This window comes from candidate division WOR-3 bacterium (genome assembly GCA_013177935.1).
Lineage (GTDB): Bacteria > Hydrothermota > Tepidihabitantia > Tepidihabitantales > Tepidihabitantaceae > Tepidihabitans.
The window spans coordinates 468,637-490,831 of the sequence record JABLXZ010000001.1 but is presented as its reverse complement, the minus strand read 5'-3'; the positions used below and the strand labels follow the sequence as shown (position 1 = coordinate 490,831).

Annotated in this window: 21 protein-coding genes and 1 tRNA gene; 12 read left to right on the top strand and 10 right to left on the bottom strand. The window is 48.7% G+C overall.

The features are described 5' to 3' along the window. The first annotated feature begins 108 nt into the window (after positions 1-108). From HPY86_02335 to HPY86_02320, 4 genes are all read left to right on the top strand, one after another. The gene (locus HPY86_02335; GenBank protein ID NPV13754.1) at positions 109-519 is read left to right on the top strand and encodes a MarR family transcriptional regulator; all 411 of its coding nucleotides are present in this window, start codon (positions 109-111) and stop codon (positions 517-519) included. 131 nt (positions 520-650) lie between these two features. Continuing rightward, positions 651-2,909 (top strand): RND family transporter, encoded by a 2,259-nt coding sequence (locus tag HPY86_02330; protein ID NPV13753.1) that lies wholly within the window; start codon positions 651-653, stop codon positions 2,907-2,909. Positions 2,910-2,921: 12 nt separating this feature from the next. Next, positions 2,922-3,650: an outer membrane lipoprotein-sorting protein gene (locus HPY86_02325; protein ID NPV13752.1), complete on the top strand. Its 729-nt coding sequence runs from the start codon at positions 2,922-2,924 to the stop codon at positions 3,648-3,650. Continuing rightward, complete coding sequence (locus HPY86_02320; protein NPV13751.1) at positions 3,651-4,958, top strand: hypothetical protein; 1,308 nt, start codon at positions 3,651-3,653, stop codon at positions 4,956-4,958. Between the two features lie 8 nt (positions 4,959-4,966). Here the strand turns inward: HPY86_02320 and HPY86_02315 are convergent. After that, positions 4,967-5,038 (bottom strand) — tRNA-Gln (locus tag HPY86_02315). Positions 5,039-5,702: 664 nt separating this feature from the next. Here HPY86_02315 and HPY86_02310 point away from each other — a divergent pair. The 3 genes from HPY86_02310 (at position 5,703) to gyrA (ending at position 10,136) form a co-directional block, all read left to right on the top strand. Then, the gene (locus tag HPY86_02310) at positions 5,703-6,914 is read left to right on the top strand and encodes a hypothetical protein (GenBank protein ID NPV13750.1); all 1,212 of its coding nucleotides are present in this window, start codon (positions 5,703-5,705) and stop codon (positions 6,912-6,914) included. Further along, positions 6,911-7,600, top strand: a complete 690-nt coding sequence (locus tag HPY86_02305) for a hypothetical protein (protein ID NPV13749.1) — start codon at positions 6,911-6,913, stop codon at positions 7,598-7,600. Before HPY86_02310 ends, HPY86_02305 begins: the two co-directional genes overlap by 4 nt. A 118-nt stretch (positions 7,601-7,718) precedes the next feature. Then, the gene (gene gyrA / locus HPY86_02300; GenBank protein NPV13748.1) at positions 7,719-10,136 is read left to right on the top strand and encodes a DNA gyrase subunit A; all 2,418 of its coding nucleotides are present in this window, start codon (positions 7,719-7,721) and stop codon (positions 10,134-10,136) included. Here gyrA and HPY86_02295 read toward each other — a convergent pair. From HPY86_02295 to HPY86_02285, 3 genes are read right to left on the bottom strand one after another with little or no spacing between them, the layout of a single operon-like run. After that, complete coding sequence (locus tag HPY86_02295; GenBank protein ID NPV13747.1) at positions 10,133-10,837, bottom strand: HAD family hydrolase; 705 nt, start codon at positions 10,835-10,837, stop codon at positions 10,133-10,135. The genes gyrA and HPY86_02295 overlap by 4 nt on opposite strands. A gap of 9 nt (positions 10,838-10,846) precedes the next feature. Further along, a complete protein-coding gene (locus tag HPY86_02290) occupies positions 10,847-12,250 on the bottom strand; it encodes a hypothetical protein (GenBank protein ID NPV13746.1) in 1,404 nt (467 codons plus the stop codon). Beyond that, on the bottom strand, positions 12,250-13,794 hold the full coding sequence (locus HPY86_02285; GenBank protein NPV13745.1) for an NAD(P)H-hydrate dehydratase: 1,545 nt from the start codon (positions 13,792-13,794) through the stop codon (positions 12,250-12,252). The genes HPY86_02290 and HPY86_02285 overlap by 1 nt, the downstream gene beginning before the upstream one ends. Before the next feature lie 167 nt (positions 13,795-13,961). Between HPY86_02285 and HPY86_02280 the strand changes: the two genes are divergently transcribed. From HPY86_02280 to HPY86_02260, 5 genes are read left to right on the top strand one after another with little or no spacing between them, the layout of a single operon-like run. After that, positions 13,962-14,189, top strand: coding sequence for a cold shock domain-containing protein (locus HPY86_02280; GenBank protein ID NPV13744.1), 228 nt, complete (start codon positions 13,962-13,964; stop codon positions 14,187-14,189). A gap of 29 nt (positions 14,190-14,218) precedes the next feature. Further along, positions 14,219-14,710, top strand: coding sequence for a 2-amino-4-hydroxy-6-hydroxymethyldihydropteridine diphosphokinase (gene folK / locus HPY86_02275; protein ID NPV13743.1), 492 nt, complete (start codon positions 14,219-14,221; stop codon positions 14,708-14,710). After that, positions 14,695-15,366, top strand: a complete 672-nt coding sequence (locus HPY86_02270) for a deoxynucleoside kinase (protein NPV13742.1) — start codon at positions 14,695-14,697, stop codon at positions 15,364-15,366. The genes folK and HPY86_02270 overlap by 16 nt, the downstream gene beginning before the upstream one ends. Before the next feature lie 25 nt (positions 15,367-15,391). Continuing rightward, positions 15,392-16,204 (top strand): 3-methyl-2-oxobutanoate hydroxymethyltransferase, encoded by an 813-nt coding sequence (gene panB / locus HPY86_02265; GenBank protein ID NPV13741.1) that lies wholly within the window; start codon positions 15,392-15,394, stop codon positions 16,202-16,204. Beyond that, positions 16,191-17,033 (top strand): pantoate--beta-alanine ligase, encoded by an 843-nt coding sequence (locus HPY86_02260; GenBank protein NPV13740.1) that lies wholly within the window; start codon positions 16,191-16,193, stop codon positions 17,031-17,033. The genes panB and HPY86_02260 overlap by 14 nt, the downstream gene beginning before the upstream one ends. Here the strand turns inward: HPY86_02260 and HPY86_02255 are convergent. From HPY86_02255 to HPY86_02230, 6 genes are all read right to left on the bottom strand, one after another. Next, positions 17,016-18,233 (bottom strand): MFS transporter, encoded by a 1,218-nt coding sequence (locus HPY86_02255; protein NPV13739.1) that lies wholly within the window; start codon positions 18,231-18,233, stop codon positions 17,016-17,018. The genes HPY86_02260 and HPY86_02255 overlap by 18 nt on opposite strands. Positions 18,234-18,381: 148 nt before the next feature. Further along, complete coding sequence (locus HPY86_02250; protein ID NPV13738.1) at positions 18,382-19,392, bottom strand: Fe-S cluster domain-containing protein; 1,011 nt, start codon at positions 19,390-19,392, stop codon at positions 18,382-18,384. Continuing rightward, the gene (locus HPY86_02245) at positions 19,393-19,974 is read right to left on the bottom strand and encodes an RnfABCDGE type electron transport complex subunit A (protein NPV13737.1); all 582 of its coding nucleotides are present in this window, start codon (positions 19,972-19,974) and stop codon (positions 19,393-19,395) included. Positions 19,975-19,979: 5 nt separating this feature from the next. Further along, entirely contained in the window at positions 19,980-20,597 is a 618-nt protein-coding gene (locus HPY86_02240; GenBank protein NPV13736.1) for an electron transport complex subunit E, read from the bottom strand. Further along, entirely contained in the window at positions 20,590-21,141 is a 552-nt protein-coding gene (locus tag HPY86_02235; protein ID NPV13735.1) for an RnfABCDGE type electron transport complex subunit G, read from the bottom strand. Before HPY86_02235 ends, HPY86_02240 begins: the two co-directional genes overlap by 8 nt. Next, positions 21,138-22,193, bottom strand: a complete 1,056-nt coding sequence (locus HPY86_02230) for an RnfABCDGE type electron transport complex subunit D (protein NPV13734.1) — start codon at positions 22,191-22,193, stop codon at positions 21,138-21,140. Before HPY86_02230 ends, HPY86_02235 begins: the two co-directional genes overlap by 4 nt. Between the last annotated feature and the right edge of the window lie 2 nt (positions 22,194-22,195).

Genomic DNA, 22,195 nt, shown 5'->3' with positions numbered 1-22,195 from the left:
TTGTTATTTTTTGTAATGGGTTTTTAATCTTCAAAGTTGTGGTTGACAACCGCCGTAAAAATAGAATAATAATATATCGGCAAGAAAGAGGATTTTTATTTAGCAAAATTGGAATGGCTCGGACCGATTCTCGTCCGGGGTTTGAGGTTGTTGAGTTCGGTTGAGGCGTTAGGGCAGGAGTTTTCTTTTTCCCAGACGATGGTACTCATTACCCTATTGAATATGCGGCAGACCAGCATGAATCAACTTGCCGAGGTTCTGGGAATTTCTAAAGCCAATGCCAGTGGTTTGATAGACCGTTTAGTGAAAAAGAAGTTAGTAGAACGTGACCGTTCCACCGAAGACCGGCGGGTAGTTTTGGTTCAATTAACCCCAGCCGGAGTCAAAATGGCGCAACACCTGGCAAAGTTGAACCGCCAGGGATTGGTGAAGATGATGCGGCGTATACCGGACCAAAACCTGAAGGTTTTTATCGATACCTTAGAACAACTGGCACAGGGTTTGGTGGCGAAAAAGTAGCCAGCGGCTGATAAAACCCCAATTCGACCGGTCGTTATTTTTTTCTTGACAAATAATTAACATTGTGTATTATTTATAAAATTGATATTTAATACTATAAAGTTTATTACACAAACTGAAGGAATCAATTTATGATGAAACGGATTGCCTACCTGGTTTTTAAATTTCCCGGGTGGATTGTTCTGGTGGTCAGTCTGCTGACGCTGGGGGCGGTTTTCCTGCTAAGCCGGTTGAAGGTTGAGGCAGATGTAATTTCCCTTTTGCCGGAAAACGAGTCCGGGGTCAGGGTTTTAAAAGTCGTGGACACAGATTTCGGAGGCTCCGACCAGGTGGTGGTGCTGGTTGAGGCCGATAATTTATTTACAGCGGGCGGGCTCTTGCGGTTGGACAGTCTGGTACGGAGTCTTGAAGCGCTGTCGCCCGTGAACGAAGTGGTGGCGCTCACCAATCTTCAAGATGTTGTAGGCGTCGGAGAGGAGGTGAAAATAGCGCGGGTGATTGAATCGATTCCGACAAGTGAAACAGGGTTAAAGAAGCTGCGGGAGCGGCTTTTAGGCGATGAACGATATCGAGGGAGATTACTGGCTGAGGATGGTAATAGTATGCTGTTGCTGGTTCGGTTGAAGCCCGGCGTTGATAAATTGTTAGCAGTAGAGGAGATTGAAAAGGAGGTGCAGAAAAAATGGGCGGGCACCCGGGTATCACTGACCGGTTCCGCCGCTCTGATGAAATTTATGCGCGACTGGATGATGCAGGACCTGACCCGACTCATTCCGCTGGTTGTGCTCGTATTGGTGCTGGTGTTTGTTTTTCTGTTTCGTAACTGGCAGGGGGTAATTCTACCTTTACTGACCGTGGGCATTGCGGTGCTATGGACTTTGGGGCTTATTGCTTTGACCGGACAACCTTTGACCGTAGTTTTGATTGTTTTGCCTCCAATTGTGCTTTCGGTAGGGAGTGCTTATGGGATTCATATCGTAGAACGCTGGTTGCAGGAAAGGCGGATGGGCAAGCGTGGTTTGGAACTTGTTCAGACGGTGGTGGGTAATACCGGAATGCCTGTATTTCTGGCGATGGCAACAACGGTTGTCGGGTTTGGCGCTAATGTGGTGATGCGAATTAACGCCATCCGTGCTTTTGCAATTTTCTCGGTGATTGGCGTGATATTTTCTTTTATTCTGGCGGTAGTGTTTTTGCCAGCGTTGCTTGTTTTACTCGAGCGGAGAAGGCGGTGTGATACTGGAAAGCCGCAGGGGATGCCGCAAGGCAGGAATTCAATTTTTGAAAGATGGGCAAATTGGATTGAGCGGGCGCGCATACCGGTTTTTATTTGTGCCAGTATTATTATGATTGTGTCGTTATTTTGGGGCGTGAAGGTGAAGCCCGAAACCGATTTTGTCCGCTACTTTAAACCCGGTTCCAGTCCGACCCGAGCGGCAAAAATTGTCAATGAGCAGTTTGGTGGTGAGTTGCAATTTGAGATTGTTGTTGATGGCGACATTCAGGACCCGGCGGTTTTGTACCAAATAGATAAGTTTATTAACGAGTTAAAAAAGGTGCGGTATGTCACTCATATCACTTCGATTGTTGATGTTTTAAAAAGGGCAAATCGGGCGTTTCATGGCGACGACCCGAAGTTTGAGGTAATTCCTGATACAAGAGAGGGCATTGCGCAATTTCTGTTGTTACTTTCCTTTTCCGGTTCAGACTATCTGGCTGCTATGGTGACCAGTGACTACGCGCGGGCAAGGATTACCGCCCAGTTCAGTCAGGAGAAAAGCAGTGAGATTGCTAAGGCGGTGATAGAGATTCGGAAGCTGATAAAGCGCAATTTTGGTTCTGATGTTAAGGTTGAACTGGGGGGGATGCCCCTTGCAGTTTATGCCTTGCATCGAGCGATTGCCACAAGCCAGTTGTGGAGCATTGTCGTGGCATTCCTGGCGGTATTTATTATTGTCGCTGCCTTTTTCCGCTCGGTGCGTTTTGGATTAGCAGGAATGGTTCCAATTGGATTTACTCTACTGGTTGCTTTTGGCGTTATGGGGATTTTGGGCATTGAGGTTGATATCGTCACTGCTATGCTCGGGGCTATCGCCTTAGGGATTGGGATTGATTACTCCTGTCATTTTCTCAGCCGCTTTCAGGAGGAAAGCCGGAATGGGGTTGATATTAGAGAGTGCCTGCGCCGTACCCTTGCAGGTGTAGGACCGCCAATTGTCATCAATGCCCTGGCGGTAGGTCTTGGTTTTGCAGTGCTGGCGTTTGCTTCTCTGGTGATAATTCAGAAGTTCGGGCTGCTGATTGCCGGTGCGATGCTTCTATCCTGCAACGGTGCGCTGGTCTTATTACCGGCTATTTTCGCTGGATTTAGAGATAAAAAAGCAAGATAAAAGGAGGTCAGAATGGGTAAAATAAAAAGAACAATGTTGCTTCTGGGCGGACTTTTTATCGGGGTTTACGCAATGAGCGCCCAGGAGGTTTTGAATCGGTTACGAAACACAACCACAGCTCAGGACCGCCGGGTTAAAGCGGTGATGCGGATAACCGATAAAAGTAAAAGGGTGCAGGAGCGCACCTTGCGGATGGTGATGAAGGGTGACAAGAAGATGCTGGTGACTTTTATTTCGCCCGCTGAGTTACGAGGCGTGAGTTTTCTTACGACAGCGCCGGAAAATATGTGGGTCTATCTCCCGGCGCAGGGACGGGTAAGGAGAATTTCCGGGAGTGCTGCGGACCAGAGTTTTGGCGGGTCCGACTTTTCCTACAAAGAAATGGCAAGTATTTCTTTCGGAACGAGCGTTGCCCACGGTGAGGCAGAAGAGGTGGAACTTAACGGCGTAAAGGCTTATCTCATTACGCTAGAACAGGATGGGGAAAAGAGCCGACTCTGGGTGGAGAAGGAGCGGTTTCTCCCCTTGCGATTGGAGAAGGTTGCCCGAGACGGGCGTGTGGCAAAATGCATAGTTTTTGCCGATTTCCAAAAGGCAAACGAGGTCTGGATTCCACGAACGGTGCGATTGGACAACCTGGCACGGGGCACGATAACCGAGTTAAAACTACTTGAGGTTGAGATTGATGTCGGCATTAAGGACAGTTACTTTACCGAAGAGAATATGAAAAAGGGGGCATAAATGGGCATCGGCACAATTTTACTGAACATCCTGGTTGTAACGCAGGTTTCAATCCAGGGCGATTTGGGTACCAGGGCACATCTTAGATTTGGTAGCAAAGACAGCACAAAGTTTACCTGGTTTTCTACCCGGGCAAGTCTAAGTTTTGTACCGGTGAGTTCGGACCGGCTTGAAGCAAAGCTGGGAGTGACGGTTAAGACAAACGGTTATCCATTTTTAACTGGTGCTTCTGATTTGAGCGATGCCAGTAAACTGGAGCCGGTATCTCTGATGCTTGATGAGGTATTTGTCCGGATTTATGACATTTTGCCCGGGTTGAATTTGACAGGAGGGCGGCAAAAGGTTCATTGGGGCACAGCCGATGCGGTAAATCCCACGGACAATTTCACCACTCCGGACTATTCGGACCCTCTGGTCTGGGATGAACGCCGACCAGTATGGATGGTTCATCTCGGTTATATGCCGGTTAGTGCCTTCGGAATAGAACTTGGTGCAAAACCGATATTTGAACCGGCATTGACAACATCACCTGAATGGTTTTCGGTCGCGGTTCTGCCGGATATTGAGCAACTGCGCAACGGTCTGGTGGAAGAGTTTATCCGACAGGGTTTTGACTCTCTTACCGCGCGGCAGATTGCTAATGCTTATACGATAACGGCGCAGGAAGAGATAAAACTGCCGGGAAGAACTGTCCGTGACATTACTTGGGGTGGAAGATTAAAAGGTCATCTGGGAAACTTTGACCTTGCCCTGAGTTTTTTACGGGGCTACGACTTTTTACCAGCAGCACAGCCGGTAACAAACATCGATGTGGTAGGGCAGCGGTTGGATTTTGTTCTAAGGCAGTGGTTTCCGGAGAAGAAGGTGGTGGGTGCAGAAATGGCAGGCAACCTTTTTGGTGTTGGGTTCTGGGCTGAAGCGGCATATGCGTTTTATGAAGACACGCTGGTAAAGGACGAACTTTCAGTTATTGGTGGCTTTGATTACTCTGTTGCCGGGTTTTATCTTAATTTTCAGTATCTACACGGCGATTTTCCTCTGGCACGGTTACAGAAGGAACGGGTGAAGGATTTCATCCTGGGCGCGGTGGAACGAAAATTGTTTGCCGATAGGGTGATGACCCGGCTGGGTGGAGTGGTTGACTTGAAAAAGAGGTCATTGGGATTGGTTCCTCTAATCCGTTTTCTGCCGGTAGATGGGCTTGAGATTGACCTTGGTGGAATGGTCTTTAATGGTGGTAATGGCTCAGCATTCGCGCCGCTCAACAGGGTGGATGAAATATTTTTTGGGGTTCGGTATCGATTTTAGCAAAAATACTGGGGGACAGGGATTCGAACCCCGACTAGCTGGTCCAGAGCCAGCCGTCCTGCCAGTTAGACGATCCCCCAGTGAATAAATAATATAAAAAACGCTGAATCAAAGTCAAGCGTGCAAAATGAGGTTTTAATGGTATCATATATATAAGGGGAGTTAGTTCGGCGCTGTTGATTAAAAGACAGGGGATAGCAGGCAAAGGATATAGATAGCTTGCTGTTGTTGCTTATAGCGCGAGAAAAATCAGCCATCTGCGCTTGTTATTTAGAGCCGAAAAATTGAAATGGTTAACGCTCCAATTTTAATTCTCAATTGTAAGTCACTTTAGATCAAATAATTGCATTACTGTGAGATTTAAGTATAGGGTTGACTACAGGGCCGTTACCAGGATGGTATCCCCCTAAAATTCCATTTGAAATTTAGATTGATATACCGGCTTTGAGTACACCCTTAATATCGACTTACTTCTTTATTCTCTTCTGTAATCAGACATTAACTCTATTAAGCACAACAAACCGGCTATCGGTTGAAAGACGCAATTCCGTCTGCCCATTGGTTTAAAAATCCGGTCTCGCTTTACCGTTGTTGTTGATTTAATGAGTGACGGACAGGTTAGAATACAATTTCCTCTTCAGGATTGAGCAAAAGGCATCAGGAGTACATACATTATTAATACAGCGCAAAGGTATCAGGTTTACATTACACTTGACACCAAATAGGGATAGGGTATAATCGGCTGTGCGATTTTTATCTTTTGCTCTCATCGGGGCAATTTTAGTCTTTGCGGGTTGTGCGTCCCGAATGGCTAAACCCGTCACGGTAGAAAACTTCTCCATCTTTGTCAGTGGTGATTGCAAAATTGAAGAGTTACCGGTTATCAGCCGTGTGGTTTCTCAGGCAAAAGAGGAAGGTCCTTGTTTATGGTTTATTGCCGGTGAAGTTTTTGACGAAAAGTTTGCGCCGTTGACCGATGGCGAGGCGAATATTGATTTACTTTCTCTTGCCGGGATTGATGGGTTGCTTTTAACACCGGGCTGGTTGAAGTTCGGCGTTGAACGGGCAAAGCAGTTAACCGACCGGGCGCGGTTTCGGGTGCTGGCATACAATCTGGTTGACAGTTTTGATTTGCCGCTGGTCCATCCCTGGATGATAAAGAAAGTTGCCGGGATAAATCTGGCAATCAGCGGGCTATTCCTTGACTCAACTGATGTGCTCTTGCGCCTGAAAGGGGTGAAATTTGCCCTCCCAGGTTATTCTGGACAGAAGTTGTTGACCTTGCTAAAAAGTAAATCCGATTTGACCGCGCTTCTTATGTCAGATTCCGGCGCGGTTTCGGGTTTCGATGTAATTTTGAACGCGCCGGAAGGTGCGTTGCTACGCTACGATTTTGTTCTGGTTAATGGTAAGGTTCAAAATGTGAAAAAAGAGGTCGTTTCTTTTGATACGGGTGAACTGGAACCCAAAGTCGCGCGGGTGTTTGATTCGTTGCGGATAGTGCTGGATTCCATTGGCTCGTTGCCGGTTGTTGAGACAAGGGTTAAGATTGCTCCCCGGGTGTTAAGTCGGGCGATAGTTAATGGTTATCTGGGGTTGCGCGAGGTCGACCTTTTTATTTACGACAGTACTGGCTTTGTCCGGGACACAATATTATCGGGAACAATTACCCGGATGAAGCTGCTATCGGCACTTTCTGAGCCGGGAAGGCTGGCATTGATAGAACTTGAAGGTGAGGAGATAAATCGGTTGCTGAAAAGTGACAGAAAACTGGTAATGGAAAGCCGTACTGGATTGCGCGGCAGGCGGATTATGGCACGCAAGCGGTACCGGGTGGCAACAACCATTGGTGTTCTGCAAACAATCAGTTCGTTATCGGTTAGGGATTTTCAACTTTCTGCCCGGCAGTTGTGGGAGTATGCCGCGGACATCCTTCAGGCACAGGGTAAGAGATGAGCAGTTTTGTTTTAAAGTTTAAAAGCGGCAGATTCATCTGGTCGGTGCTTGTCAGTCTGTATTTTCTGGTATTTTTTACCAACTTCTTTTCGGATGCGGTACCGGACCGCATGGTTGTTCCGATAATATTTGCTTACCTTTTTGTACTGTGGCTGGCAGTGGAGTATTACTTTGGCTCGCCTTTTTTCCAGTCCGGAGTGGTTGAGCCTTCACCGTTATGGCGGGGCGTGTTTGCCTTTTTCGTTTATCCGTATATTGGCTATGTGGTTGCCGATTTTATCTGGTGGCGCCTGACCCAGTTTCCGATAAATCATTATATCTTCGGGGTTTTGGGGCTTTTGATTTTCGGTCTGGGTGTGTATATCAGACTGGCAACATTGTTCGGATTGATTAAAATTGCCCAGATAAAGCCCAATACCGGTGAGGTCGTTTTTTCTGCCCGACAATTTTTAGAGCTCAGGTGGCAGAAAATCTGTCGTCACCCTCGATATCTGGGTACTTTAGTCCAGCTTGTCGGGATTGCCCTGATTTTCAGTTCCTGGGGTGGGTTGCTCCTGGTAGCGGTTTTGGGACTGCCGTTGATTTTCATTCAAGCGCGGTATGAGGAAAAGGCGTTAGCACCGATACTAAAGTCTGATTTTGCCCAGTTTCAGCGGGTGGCGATGTTATTTCCGCGCTTCCGTTAAAAACTGAGTTTCCGAGGGCAATCGGAAAAGGTCCGGTTATTAATTTCGATGGTGAATTCGGCATTCAGAACGGTGTAAGATATTTGACTTTGTTGGTGGAGTGAGTATATTTCAAAGCGTGAATGACAATTCGGTAATCCCGGTATATATTGAAGATGAGGTGCGTAAATCCTTTCTGGATTACGCAATGTCGGTTATTGTTGCTCGGGCGCTGCCTGATGTCAGGGATGGGTTAAAACCGGTACAGCGCCGCATTTTGTGGACGATGCAGGAGATGGGGTTGTTTCCTAATCGTCCGTTCCGAAAGTCCGCCGCGGTGGTGGGTGATGTCCTTGGTAAGTATCACCCGCATGGCGATGCTGCGGTTTACGATGCTCTGGTGCGGATGGCGCAGGACTTTTCGTTGCGTTATCCCTTGGTGCAGGGGCAGGGAAATTTTGGTTCGATTGATGGTGATGCGGCTGCTGCCTATCGATATACCGAAGCCCGGCTGGCACCACTGGCGATGGAACTACTCCGGGACCTTGATAAGGATACGGTTGATTTCCAACCCAATTTTGACGAAAGGTTAAAAGAGCCAGTTGTCCTACCCGCAGCATTTCCTAACCTTTTAGCCAATGGCGCTACCGGGATTGCGGTGGGAATGGCAACAAGTATCCCACCGCACAATCTAGCCGAGTTAATCGATGGGCTGGTTGCTTTGATTGACAATCCCGATATCACGATTAGTGAATTGATGCGCTGGGTTAAGGGTCCAGACTTTCCTACCGGTGGAACGGTTGTTGGGCTGGACGGGATAAAGCAAACTTATGAAACAGGACGGGGCAGTTTTATTGTTCGGGGTAAGGTGATATTTGAAGAGGTGAAGGCGGGCCGCGACCGGCTCGTGATTACCGAAATTCCTTATCAGGTGAATAAGTCGGCGCTGGTGGAACGCATCGCCGAACTGGTGCGGGAGAAGAAGATTCAGGGGGTTGCGGACCTGCGTGATGAGTCCGACCGCGAGGGGATGAGAATTGTCCTCGAGTTGAAGAAGGAGACGCCGAAAGAGGTAGTGTTGAATCAGCTGTTCAAGTGGACGCCACTCGAGTCCAGTTTTGGGGCGATTCTTTTAGTACTGGTCAACGGTGAGCCCAAGGTTTTGAATTTAAAGGGGCTTCTCGAGAAGTTTCTTGAATTTCGGTTGGAGGTTGTTACCCGAAGAACCAAATTTGAACTGGCAAAGGCGGAGGAACGGGCACATATCCTTGAGGGTTTGAAGATTGCCTTAAAGAGTATCGACGCGGTGATTGAACTTATCAAGCGGTCCAAGGATGTGGAGACGGCACGGAAAGGTTTGATGGATAAGTTCAAACTTTCGCAACGCCAGGCCGATGCGATTCTTGAGATGCGGCTATCGCGGCTTACTGGACTGGAAAGGGAGAAAATTGACGCCGAGTATAAGGAGTTGATTAAAGAGATTGCCCGGTTAAAGAGTCTTTTAAGTTCGAAGAAGTTGATGATGGGTGAAATCCGGCAGGAGTTACTTGAGTTGAAACAGAAGTTCGGAGATGAACGGCGCACCGAAATTCTTGCTGAAAAACCGGCCGAAGTTTCGATAGAGGATTTGATCAAGGAAGAGGATATGGCGGTGACGGTGACGCATCGTGGTTACATCAAACGGATGCCGGTGAGTGTTTACCGTCGTCAGGGGCGTGGGGGCCAGGGACGAACCGGGGTTCCGGTGGCAGAAGAGGATTTTGTCGAAGGGTTGTTCATTGCATCCACCCATGATTATATGATGTTCTTTACCGACCGGGGCAGGTGTTACTGGCAGAAGGTGTATGAGATTCCTGAGGGTTCTTATGCCTCAAAAGGGCGTTCCATCGCCAATTTAGTGGAAATGGAGAAGGACGAGGTGACAACTTCCTATGTGGCGGTGCGAGAGTTCTCGGCTGATAAGTATGTTTTCTTTGTCACCCGCCAGGGGATTGTTAAGCGGACAAGCCTCGAGGCATTTTCCAATCCGCGGCGCAAGGGTATTATTGCGATGACGGTCGACAATAACGATGCGTTGATTGCGACTCTTTTGACCTCGGGCAAGGACGAGATTCTACTGGTGACAAGAAATGGTATGGGCATAAAGTTCAAGGAAACTGATGTTAGGGAGATGGGCAGGAGTGCGGCTGGGGTTCGGGGAATTAAATTGGGAAAGGGTGATGAGGTGATTGGAGCGGTGGTTTGTGCACCGGGCAGTTCGCTGTTAACAATATTTGATAACGGGTTTGGTAAGCGCACTGATTTCGAACTGTTTCCAACTCAGAAGCGTGGGGGTAAAGGTGTTATTGCTGCTAAGCCAGTGGAAAAATCCGGCCGTCTTGCCTGTGCCAAGGCGGTGAGCGAAACATCAGAAATAATTGTTACTTCAAAACAGGGGATTGTAATCCGGGTGAAGTGTTCTGAAATCCGGAAGTGCGGTCGGGCAACAACCGGGGTAAAGGTGATGGCGGTGGAAAAGGGTGATGCGGTTGTTGATGTCGCCCTGGTTGAGGATTAAACGGGTTTACCGGTTAAAATCAATGTCAGGTCGCTAACCGTGCGGACGACAATCCGGGCTTCGGGCAGGACATCGATGATTCGTTCCGGTTTTATTGCTTCAAGGTGATGGGTCAGAAGAACTGGTGTCATACCAGCGTTGCGGGCGCCAGTGAGTTCTTGGGAACCGCCGTTACCAACAAATAAACAGTGCGCTGCGGGCACGGCAAGATTACGGGCGGCAAGGTGGTAAATCGCCGGGTCGGGCTTTTTTAGTTTTACTTCGCAGGAGAAAAGGACCGTTTCAAATAGCGGAGCAAGGGGCGAATCGTGCCAAGCGGCAACTTCGTCCCAACCGCAGTTTGATATGAGACCGGTCTTATAACCCAGGGCACGAAGGGATGTTAACCCGGCAACCGTTTCCGGCTCAACATTGAGCAGGGCGTGGCGAAAACGGCGGTGTCGGATTTCAAGCGTCTTCTGGATTTGCTCTTCGGTAACTTCAGGGTTAAGCATCTTGGCGATGCGGCGGAACGGAATCTCAATCGGTGCCAAGCCCAGGACATAGTCGGAAGGGTCAGCAAGCCAGTGTTTGTTCCATTCATCCGGGTCAATACCAAGCAGTTCCGCGGTGGTGGGTCCGGGTGCGTTTGACAGTTGCAAAGATACCAGGGTGTGGAACAGGTCAAATATGATTGCCTTAACTGGTAGGTTTAATGGCATAGAAGCGGTTCAATGTAACTGGGCACGGTATTCATAGCGTGCCACCATTTCCCGGGAAACGAGCCACAAATAGCGGTTATCAGCATACAGTTCTTTTATCGGGGAAAGGGAAGGAAGAACGATTTTTGCCCAGGTGTTGTGTTTTGTGTCGTAAATATCAATACCGTCTTTTGAACCGACAAAGAGAAAACGGTCGCCCGCGGCAAGTGCCCGGACCGGCTGGGAAAGGTCAAAGCCCGGTGGAATGAGATGGGTCCAGGTGTTATTTGAATCCAGTTCCAGGACACCACCCTGAGTGCCGAAGAATGTTTTACGATTATTACGGGTGATAGCAAAAACACCCCAGTCAGTGCGGGCAAACGGGTCTGAAACCGAAGTCAGACTGTCATTGATAAGAAGAAACATACCATTGTCGGTCGCAACAATTATTGAGTCATTTACCTGAGCAAGCGCGTTTACGGTTGAGTTGGTCGGGAGGAAAAAGGCGGCTTTTTCGTCGGGACCGATTCGGTAAACACCGTGTTCAGTTCCGATTAAGGTGGTGGCTCCGTTTTGCATAAGGATGGCGGTGATGTTTTCTATCTGGTTGAGCCGGTATAAGTAGCGAATAAACGGTTGCCATCCGGATGAGAAAAGTTGTTGGGGTTCGGAGGAGAATAGGTTCCAGTTCCCGTCCGAATCAAGGGTAAGAAAGTGGTCTGGGCTGAAAAAAAACATTTTGTCTTGCCCGGGCAAGAGGCGACCGATGTTAGATATCAGTGGCCCGATACGGATTTCGTTTTCTCTCCAACCGGTGCGGGCGTTATAGACAAGAATGCCATAGTTCTGGGCGAAGACAAACAACCGGTTGTCATACGGGTTCTGCCAGGCTTTGAGGAAGGGACAGGGGTTTAACTGTGCGTCGGCAATAAAATAAGGGGTGAGAAACGGGTAGTTTCGAACAGAAAAAGTGTCTTTCTCCCCATACCAGATGACCGGTTCCGGCACAGTAGAAACCGGTTGATAAAAGTCAGCAGTACGTAATTTCTGAAAGAGGCCTTTCTCAGTATCAAAATATACACCCTGCCGGGTTATACCGATGGAACGAGTTTGTTGGAAAGGCGGATTGAGGGTAAGCACGCGGCCCGTGAGAGGGATAAAGTTATAAAGGTGGCGGTCAGTGACAATAAGTAACTCATTGTAGGCAGGGTTGTAAGCGCAGAGCCTGATTTCGCCTTCAACGCCGTCCAGCGCCGTAATGGTTTTCTGGTGAGTAAGAGTTTTGCGGTCTAAGATATATATGCCGTTGGGAACTCCAACGAATACAGCGCGGGGGCTGAAGGTTATAGACCGGACTTCGTTGAGTGCGGGATAGGCAAGCCAGTAACGGGGTTCGTAAAAGAGGGCTAAAAAGAGGGAGAGAAGCGAGAACATCAATCCACAACAAGTTCGGCAAAGGCACGGGGGAGAAATTGCAAAAGGTCACCGGCGATAAGGCAGTATTCGGTAAGCTCCTGGGCGGCGATATCTGCGGTTTTGCCATGCAAAAAAACACCGATAAGAGAAGCGTCAAGGGGTGAAGCACCCTGCGCCAGTAATCCAGCAATCAATCCGGTAAGAACATCACCCGTACCGCCAGAACCCAAACCGGAGTTTCCAGTGGTGTTGACAAATACTTTACCCTGAGGTGTTGCGATAACGGTTGGAGCACCTTTGAGAACTAATACACAATTGAAATTGCGAGCGGTTTCCCGGGCGATTTCTATGCGTCGGTTGTTGATTTCATTTGGGGCGACCCCGATTAATCGGCTGAGTTCACCGGGATGAGGCGTTAGAATAAGCGGCGCTGAGCACTGCTTGAGGGTTTCTTCGGCATCGACGAGGTTGTTAATGGCATCAGCGTCAATGACCATCGGTTTGCTGAGCCGGGGTAGAATTTCTCGGATTAACTTTTTTGTTTCCTGATGGGTAGAAATTCCTGGACCGATAGCGATGCTGGTAGCATCAGCGGCGAGGTCAAGAATCGGGGAAGCGGCATCCAGGCTCAGCGTTGCGTCGGTGGTTTCCGGAAGCGGGTGTTTCACCGGTTCAATAACCCGGGCTTCTATTATCGGGGCAAGGCTTTGAGGGAAGGCAACACGGACCAATCCGGCACCAGCGCGTATCGCCGCCATTGCGGTAAGGCAGGCAGCACCCGAGTAACCTCGGGCACCGGCAATCACCAAACAGGTCCCAAATGTTCCTTTGTGGCCATCAGGGCGCCGGCGCGGGAGGATTTGTCGAATGTCCGATTCTGTTACTAAAAAGGTATCTGCCTGTTGTTCAATTAGCGATTTCGGTATTCCAATATCAGCGATGCGTAACTTTCCGGCAAAACTTTTTCCAGGGTAAAGAATTAAGCCGTACTTCGGTATGCCCATCGTTATCGTAAGGTGGGCTTTAACCGTGGGCTCGAAAACCTTTCCGGTGTCGGCATCGAGTCCGGAAGGAAGGTCAACACTTATCACATAAGCCGAGCTTTGATTGATGAGTTGAATTGTTTGGGCGAAGATGCCGGTCGGTGGTGCAGAGAGTCCGGTTCCAAATATGGCGTCGACGATAAAAGGGGCGGTGCTGATGATTGGTGAGATTTCATCGAGTTTGGTTGTTTCCCGGATTGTTATGCCGGCATTTTGCAGGATTACGGCGTTAGTTCGTGCATCTCCCTTTAATTGTGAAAGTTCCCCTAACAGGAGGCAATCAACTTTTGCCCCCCGATTTAGCAGATGGCGGGTAATGACAAAACCATCGCCCCCATTATTACCTTTACCGCAGACAATGACAAACCTTTTTCCTTCCACGCTGCCGACTTCTTCTTCAATTGAGTCGACAACCGCCCGCCCCGCATTCTCCATTAACACCAATCCACTTATTCCCCAGATTTCAATCGCCTTCTGGTCAATTGCCTTCATTACGGAACCGGAGACAAGTGGAATCATGATGTTAAATTATAGAAGGAAGCAACAAGATGTCAATAGGACAGTCGGGCAAATGACGAAGTGTAAGGATAAGGGTCGAAGAGGTGGAAAAACGCTTGACACCGAAGCGGATTTTAATAAAGTTTTCTTACTGGATTTGTTCCTTAAAATTGAGCGAAAGGGGTTCTATGCTTAAAGGTAGAGTAAAGTGGTACGATTCTGATAAAGGTTACGGGATGATTCAAGCCAAAGATGATGGCCGCAGTGTGTTTGTCCATTTTGCTGATGTTGACGGCGGAAAAAAGGATTTACTGGGAATCGATGACGAAGTTGAATTTGAGCTGCTGGAAACACCCCAGGGACCGCGCGCAATAAATGTGCGCAAAATATCACTCGAGAATTCAAGCGGTTCTTAGTTGACAGTTTACGAGATTGTTCTACTCTTATTTTAGTGAAGGAAGTGTTTCTGAGTCTGGGCACGAATCTTGGCGTTCGGGAGGTTAATCTGTTACGGGCGCTGTCAGAACTGATTAAGTTGGGTCCACTCGAACGTTCCTCCTGGTATGAGACGGAACCGGTAGATATGCCCGGCGCGCCGTTGTTTCTTAATGGAGTAGTCAGGTTGTGGAGCAGTAGCCCGCTCCTTGAACTTTTTAATGCGCTCCAGGAAATTGAAAGAAAATTGGGCCGGGTGCGGCATAAGAGTGGTGAAAAAGGACCCCGTCCAATTGATATCGACCTCCTTTTTTATGGCGATGAGGTTTTCTTTTCGCCCGAACTGATTGTACCTCATCCCCGGCTGTCAGAGCGGGCATTTGTGCTGGTGCCTCTGGCAGAACTGGCACCGGGATTAAGACATCCGATACTGGGGATAACGGTGCAGGAGATGTTAAGCAGAATTTCCCTAAAAGGGGTGAGAAAGTGGAACGACGACTGAGATACATTGCGGTTGAGGGACCAATTGGTGTTGGAAAAACGGCATTGGCAGAGTTGCTTGCCCGGCGTTTGTCGGCGCGACTGGTGCGGGAAGTAGTCGAAGAGAATCCTTTCCTGGAGAAATTCTACCGTGACATCCGCAGTTACGCATTTCAAACCCAGCTGTTTTTTTTACTTTCCCGACATCGACAGTTGCGGGAGATATTTCAGACCCGGATGATTCTGGTTGAGGGAGAACTGGTTCCCGAGCCGGCGGTGGTAAGCGACTATCTCTTTGATAAGGACCGCATTTTTGCAACACTAAATCTGAACGAACCCGAACTGGCGCTTTATTACCGGATATACGATTTGGTAAAAGGAGATATCCCCAAGCCAGACCTGGTTGTTTATCTTCAAGCGCGGGTTGATGTCCTGCTGGCTCGGATTCGGCAAAGGGGACGGAGTTTTGAGGTGAACATCGAGCCTGAATATCTCAACAGTTTGAGTAATCTTTACAACTCTTTTTTCCTTCATTACGAAGATGCCCCGGTTTTAATTGTTAACACCGACCGGCTAAATTTCGTGGGTAATCAGGATGATTTCGAGGAGCTGTTTCGGGCAATTGTTGAACACGACCGAGGCAGAAAGTTCTATTCGCCCCGGAGTCAGAAACGGTAAAGGAGCTAAATTAATGGCGACGCCGATTGATAAAATTACCACCCTGCGGGTGATTAGAAAAAAGGCCCGGGGGGAGAAGATAGTCTGTTTGACCGCTTACGATTATCCATTTGCCCGAATTCTGGATGATGCGGGGGTAGATATAATTCTGGTCGGGGATTCGGTGGCAAATGTGGTTTACGGGATGAAGACAACCCTCGGGATTGGTATGGATGAAATGGTCTATCACACTCGAGCTGTTGTAAGTGGCGTAAAACGAGCCCTGGTTGTAAGTGATATGCCTTTTTTATCCTACCAGGTGTCGGTGGAACAGGCAATTGAGAATGCCGGGCGGTTGCTCAAAGCCGGAGCTGAGGCGGTAAAACTTGAAGGTTCAGGCCCGGTTCTGGAAACGGTGCGGCGGCTGGGTGATTACGGAATTCCGGTGATGGGGCATCTTGGTCTTACACCCCAATCGGTTCATAAACTGGGTGGCTACCGGCTTCAAGCCCGGCGTGCTGAGGAGCAAGAAAAATTGCTTGCCGACGCTCAAGCGCTGGAAGCCGCAGGATGTTTTGCCCTTATTCTTGAGAAGGTTCCGGCTGAGGCAGCGGCAAAAGTAACAAAGGCGTTAAAGATTCCGGTAATCGGGATTGGCGCTGGTCCGGATTGTGATGGACAGATACTGGTATTGCAGGATATGCTGGGAATGTTTGAGGCTGAGCCGTTTAAGTTCGTAAAGCGTTATGCCGAACTCGCCCGGCTGACAAAACAGGCGGTTCAGGCGTATATTGAAGAAGTGCGCCAGGGAAAGTTTCCCGGTCCGGAGCACACATTCTACACCGATGAAAATCGTTAGAACGGTAAAAGGAATGCAACGGCTGGCAGAGCAACTGCGGGCAAAGGGCCGTTTAGGGTTTGTACCGACGATGGGAGCTTTGCATCAGGGGCATCTGGAACTGGTGCGTGTGGCGCAACAACGGTGTGATTGGGTCGTTGTCTCCATTTTTGTCAATCCGATGCAGTTCGGTCCCAAGGAGGATTACCGGCGATACCCGCGGGACTTTGCCCGGGACCGGAAAATGCTCCAAGAAATGGGCGTTGATGTAATTTTTTATCCGGATGTTCGAGAAATGTACCCGGACAACTACTCTACATATGTTGATGTGGAGGGTTTGACTCAGTATCTCTGCGGTCGGTCGCGGCCTGGTCACTTTCGCGGTGTGACAACAGTCGTTGCCAAACTTTTCAATATCGTTAAGCCTCACCTTGCGGTGTTTGGTCAGAAAGATGCCCAGCAGGCTTATGTTATAAAAAGAATGGTGCGGGATTTAAATTTCGATATTGAGATTGTCGTTGCCCCGACGGTGCGTGAGCCTGACGGTTTAGCATTGAGTTCCCGAAACAGCTATTTAACGCCTGAAGAGCGGCAGCAGGCGGTGGTACTTTACCAGGCATTGCATCATGCGGAACGGATGATAAAAGATGGGGAACGGGATGTCCGGAAAGTCAAACAGGCAATGCGACGATTAATCAAGACCGCCTCGTTGGGCAGAATTGATTATGTGGAAATTGTTGATACAAATTGTTTAAAACCAGTGCAAGTAATAAAAGGTGAAGTGCTTATAGCCGTGGCTGTCTATTTCGGTAAAGCAAGATTAATTGACAACCTAATTGTCCGGGTTTAATCTGCGGCCTGGGCGCAGGCCGTGCCGGACCCAGAGGAAGCCAGCGCCTCCCAGAACAATTAAGGCGATGCCGATTACGAGAATAGCGGTGCGGTAAGATGTGAAATCACCGAGAATGCCAATAGTAAGTGTGGTGATAAGAAAAGTGCAATTGGCGACAAATTCGCGAGTGGAGAACACCCGGCCTCGAATCGCTGGTTCAACTTCTTCCTGTAACATTGTACTCTGAACAATCCCTAACCAGGAAAATGCGATGCCAGCAATGAGTGCAACGATAATCATAAACCAGACCGTGATAAGCCAGTTGCCGATAAAAAAAAGCAAGCCATATAAGAATGTAATCAGGACGATAATTAAAGGTCGATTTATATTTTGGGGTAGGAGACCCATCGCCGCGGCTCCGGCAATCATCCCAACTGCCAATATTCCGGCGAAGATGCCAACCCCGCTTGTTCCCATATGCAAAACCTGTTGCACAATGTAGATGAGGATTGTGTAAGAGACTGCAGAAATAAAAGTAGAGATGACGATGGAGGCGAGGACAAAGGCGACAATGCGATTGTGCAAAACCAGGCGGATGAGTTCAACCAGGTCGCTAATGAACTGTTTCAGGGCATTAAGTGTGAGTACAAGGATACCGGGTTTGGTTGTAGTGGAACGATAGGATGGCGTTTCCGCATGTGGTGGGCTGATGATGTTTAGGATTAAAATTCCGGCAATGAGATGACAGGAGGCATCGATAAATATTCCGTTGGTCCAGCCCACCCATTTAATCAGAAATCCACCAATCACCATTCCGAGAACGGTGGCGATGCGGGCAAAAGCAAGGTTTACCGAATTGGCAAGGAGTAGTTTATCAGACGAGACCAGATTGGGCAAGAGCGCGGGATTGGCGGTGTTGTTGAAGATGTCAAGGCCAAAGAATAAGGTTAATGCAATCCAGAAGGGGGTAAAACTGTGGGTAAGTCTTATGGCAAACGGGGTTAAGAGCAGTAGTGCGGTCTGGAGGAAGTGGGTTCGGCTAATGGTTTTGCGTTTGTCCCAGTGGTCAACCAGGACCCCGGCAATGGGCGAGAGAATTAAGGTCGGTAAGACGAATGTGAGGGAGCCACCCGAATAAGCGAGCAGTTTTCCTGGTGTTGTGAGGCCGATGAGCGTGATTAGTAGCATATGGGAAAGGCGGTCGCCTAACTGCGACATGGCTCCGGCGAAGGTTAAAAAAAGAAAATTTTTGTTGCGAAGGATTAGGGCAAATCGGTTGGACACTACTGGATAGTAGCGGTAAAAATAAAACAGTCAAGGAGATGGCAATGAGAATAGTAAATTTGAATTATGAGAGAGGCAAGAGTCAGACGGTTTTCATTGCATGCCCGAGGGCGCCAACCAGGTCAATCGCTTTAACCGGACAGACAAGGACACACTGACCGCAACCAACACATTTTTCGGAAATAACCCGGTGCTGTTTTCCGGGTTCACCTTCAATCGCTTTGAACTGGCACACTTTGACGCATTCACCACAGCCATTGCAGCGTGGGTTGATTGAGGCTTTGGGTCGACCGGGCGCCCGGTCAACAAATGATTTGGTTGGACATTTGTGGACGCAGATGCCGCAGTCGATGCATTTGCTAAAATCCATAACCGGCAGGTTGTTCTCCATTTTTAGGGCGCCAACCGGGCAAACTTTGACACATAAACTACAGGCGATACAGCCAACCTTGCAAACATCTTTAACCGCTTTGCCCCGGTCGTGGGAGACGCAGGCAAGGTAGACCAGTTTCGAACGCGGGATTAATCGCAATGTTCCCTTGGGACATTCTTTGACGCATTTTCCGCAGCCGATACAGGTTTTTTCATCAATAATCGGGAGTTTGTTTTCTCCCATGGTAATTGCGTTGACTGGGCAAACTTTAACACAGTGACCCAAGCCGACGCAACCGTAGATGCAGGCTTTGGGTCCACCAAGTAGCAGTGCTGCCTGCCGGCAGTCCTCAGCACCCCGGTATTCAAATCGGTGTGGGGCTTCATCTTTTCCTCCACGGCAGATTAACACCGCAATCTGCGGTTCGGTGGCTGTTACATCCTGTCCCATAATTTGACCAATTTTTGAGGCGACAGTAGGTCCACCAACCGAACAGGCATTTAATGGTGCTTTACCGGCAACAACTGCTGCGGCATAACCATCACAGCCCGGGTAGCCACAGGCGCCGCAGTTGGCACCGGGGAGAATGGAACGAATTTGTGCTTCCCGTTCGTCAACTTTGACGGTAAGTTTAAGCGAGGCGATTAAGAGAATGACCCCGAGAATCAGTCCAAGACCGCCAAGTGCTAATAAAGATTTGAAGATGAGAAGCCAGTCCATTTATGAAATCCCGAAAAGGGCGGTAAAGCCCATAAACGCCAACGATACCAGTGCGGCACCAATAAAGGCGATGGGATAACCTTTAAATGCCGGCGAGATGGGCGCATCTTCAAGACGTTCGCGAATTGCGGCAAACAGGATAATGGCGAGTGCGAAGCCGCAAGCGGTGCCCAGAGCAAAAATTGTTGCCTGAAGGATGTTGAATTTGTAATCGATATTAAGAAATGTTACACCTAAGATAGCACAGTTGGTGGTGATTAAAGGTAGATAGATACCCATTGCTGAGTAAAGGTTACGGACATACCGTTTTAGGAACATTTCAACAAACTGAACCAGGGCGGCAATCACAAGAATAAACACTGCGGTGCGGAGAAATACGAGTCCAAGAGGGATTAGCAGGGCGTGATACAAAATCCAGGAAACCCAGGCGGCAAGGAGCATTACGAACAGGACCGCAGCGCTCATTCCGGCAGAGGTATTGAGCGATGTGGATACGCCAAAGAAGGGACAGAGGCCAATGAATCGCATCAGTATGATGTTGTTGACCAAAAAGGCGGCAAGGAAGATTTTGGCGGGGTTCATTTGAGTCATTTATTTCCCCCGAGTCTTGTTTTGTTGACAAGCGCTTTGAGTAAACCGATTAGAAAGAAGGCACCGGGCGGGAAAATGGCAAATAGCATCGGGGCGGTGCGGTACCAGGTCGGTGTTACCGGTTGACCGAAGAAGGTCCCATTGCCAACGATTTCACGAATCGTGCCCATTATAAACAGAACCAGCGTAAAACCAATAGATTTTCCCAGTCCGTCTAAAAATGAGTCAAAGACGCCGTGCTTGTAAGCGAATGCCTCAGCCCGGCCAAGTATGATGCAGTTTACAACAATTAAAGGGACGAATACACCCAGCACCCGGTACAAACCTGGTTGATAAGCCTGCATAAGATAATCAACAATTGTAACGAAGGTTGAGATGATGATAATAAAAATCGGGATGCGCACTGAATCGGGTACCAGTTTTCGTACCGCAGCAACAACAATATTTGAACCAATGAGAACGAATGAGGCGGCGAGTCCCATTCCCAAACCATCACGGGCGGAGACGGTTGTGGCAAGCGTAGGGCAAAGTCCAATCATCAGGATAAGTGTAGGATTTTCCTTAATAATTCCTGATGTTAGGTAAGTAAGGCGGGATTCTTTCTTGCTACTCATTGCTTTTGATAATATCCTGATATTTTTCCATCGCTTCCCGAATCGCGTCCGTTACTGCCCGGGATGTAATTGTTGCACCGGTTATCGCTTCAATGGTACCACCGTCTTTTTTCAGTCGTAATTCGGATGAGGTCTTGCCTTTGAATTGGTCGCGAAACTTTTCTTCGGTTGCCTTAAGTCCCAGGCCAGGTGTTTCCTTTAGTCCTTCGGCAGAGCTGGCGACCCGGATGGCAACAATTTTGCCTTCAAGGTCGATTCCCGCGGTGACCGGCACCGGCCCGGCATAACCCTGTTTTGCGGCTCGGATTACGGTGCCGATGCGCTGTTCACCGGCATAGGCGAACCAGACTGTTGAGTCGGAATTTGCCGGTTCAAAGCGGTCCGCTTCAGGCATTACTGCACCGAGTGCGGTACGCAACCCTGCTACTTGTCGCTGGTAATCGATTTTTGGTTTAGTTATTGCATAAACCTGGGAAAGGGCAAAAGCCGCAATACAGCAGGTTATAAATAGAGAAAGAACCATCCAGAGTTTACTTTCTTTCATTTCTTTCTCCTTGTGCCAAATACGCGGGGTAAAGTGAGTCGGTCAATTAACGGTGTGGCAACATTCATCAAAAGGATTGAATAACACACCCCTTCTGGGTAGCCACCCCAGAGACGAATAACAACGGTCAGAATTCCGCAACCAATTCCAAAGATTACCCGACCTTTATGAGTCAACGGCGATGTCACATAGTCAGTTGCCATATAAAAGGCACCGAGTATAAGTCCACCCGCGAGGAGATGGAATAAGGTGTAGTTTAAAACCGCAGTTTTGTGTCCGGGCAAAATTAGGACTAGTGCGGCAACGGTTAGGAGATAAGAGAGTGGTATCCGCCAGTCAATGACTCTGGTCGCAATCAGGAATATTCCACCGATAAGCAATAACAGGGCTGATGTTTCTCCTAAACACCCCCCGGTGTTGCCAAAGAAAAGATTTTTAATTGTATCCCAGGACTGAAGGTGTTGATAGAGTAGTTGGGGGTCGCATCCGGGCAAAAGAAGTTTGGGGCCCTGTTTTAAGACATTGAGCGGTGTCGCAGAGGTTATTGCGTCGGTACATAGTGTGAGCGCCTGGGGCGAAAGCCCTGATACATTGCCGGTATGCGGGGCAAGCCAGGTAGTGGTCATCTGTGTGGGCCAGGAGGCGACGAGGAATGCCCGTGCGGCGAGGGCTGGGTTGATAAAGTTGTGGCCCAGTCCTCCGAAAAACTGTTTTACAACAATGGTGGCGAAAGCGGCACCGACAATCGGTAACCACCAGGGGGCATTGGGTGGTAAATTAAAGGCAAGAAGTAAACCTGTTATTGCGGCACTTCCATCGTCAATGGTAATTTTGCGTCTGAACATCAATTGGCCCAGGGCATCAAATAAGATTGCCGCGGCGGTCGAGATGACAATCAACAGTAGCGCTTTAACACCGAAGAAGTATATTGAACCGCCCAGTGCTGGCAGCAAAGCGATAATAACCGCCCACATCAACTTCGCTACGGTCACATTAGAGCGGATATGGGGCGATGATGTGACGACAAGTTGGGTCGCTCTGTCGTTGTCCATTT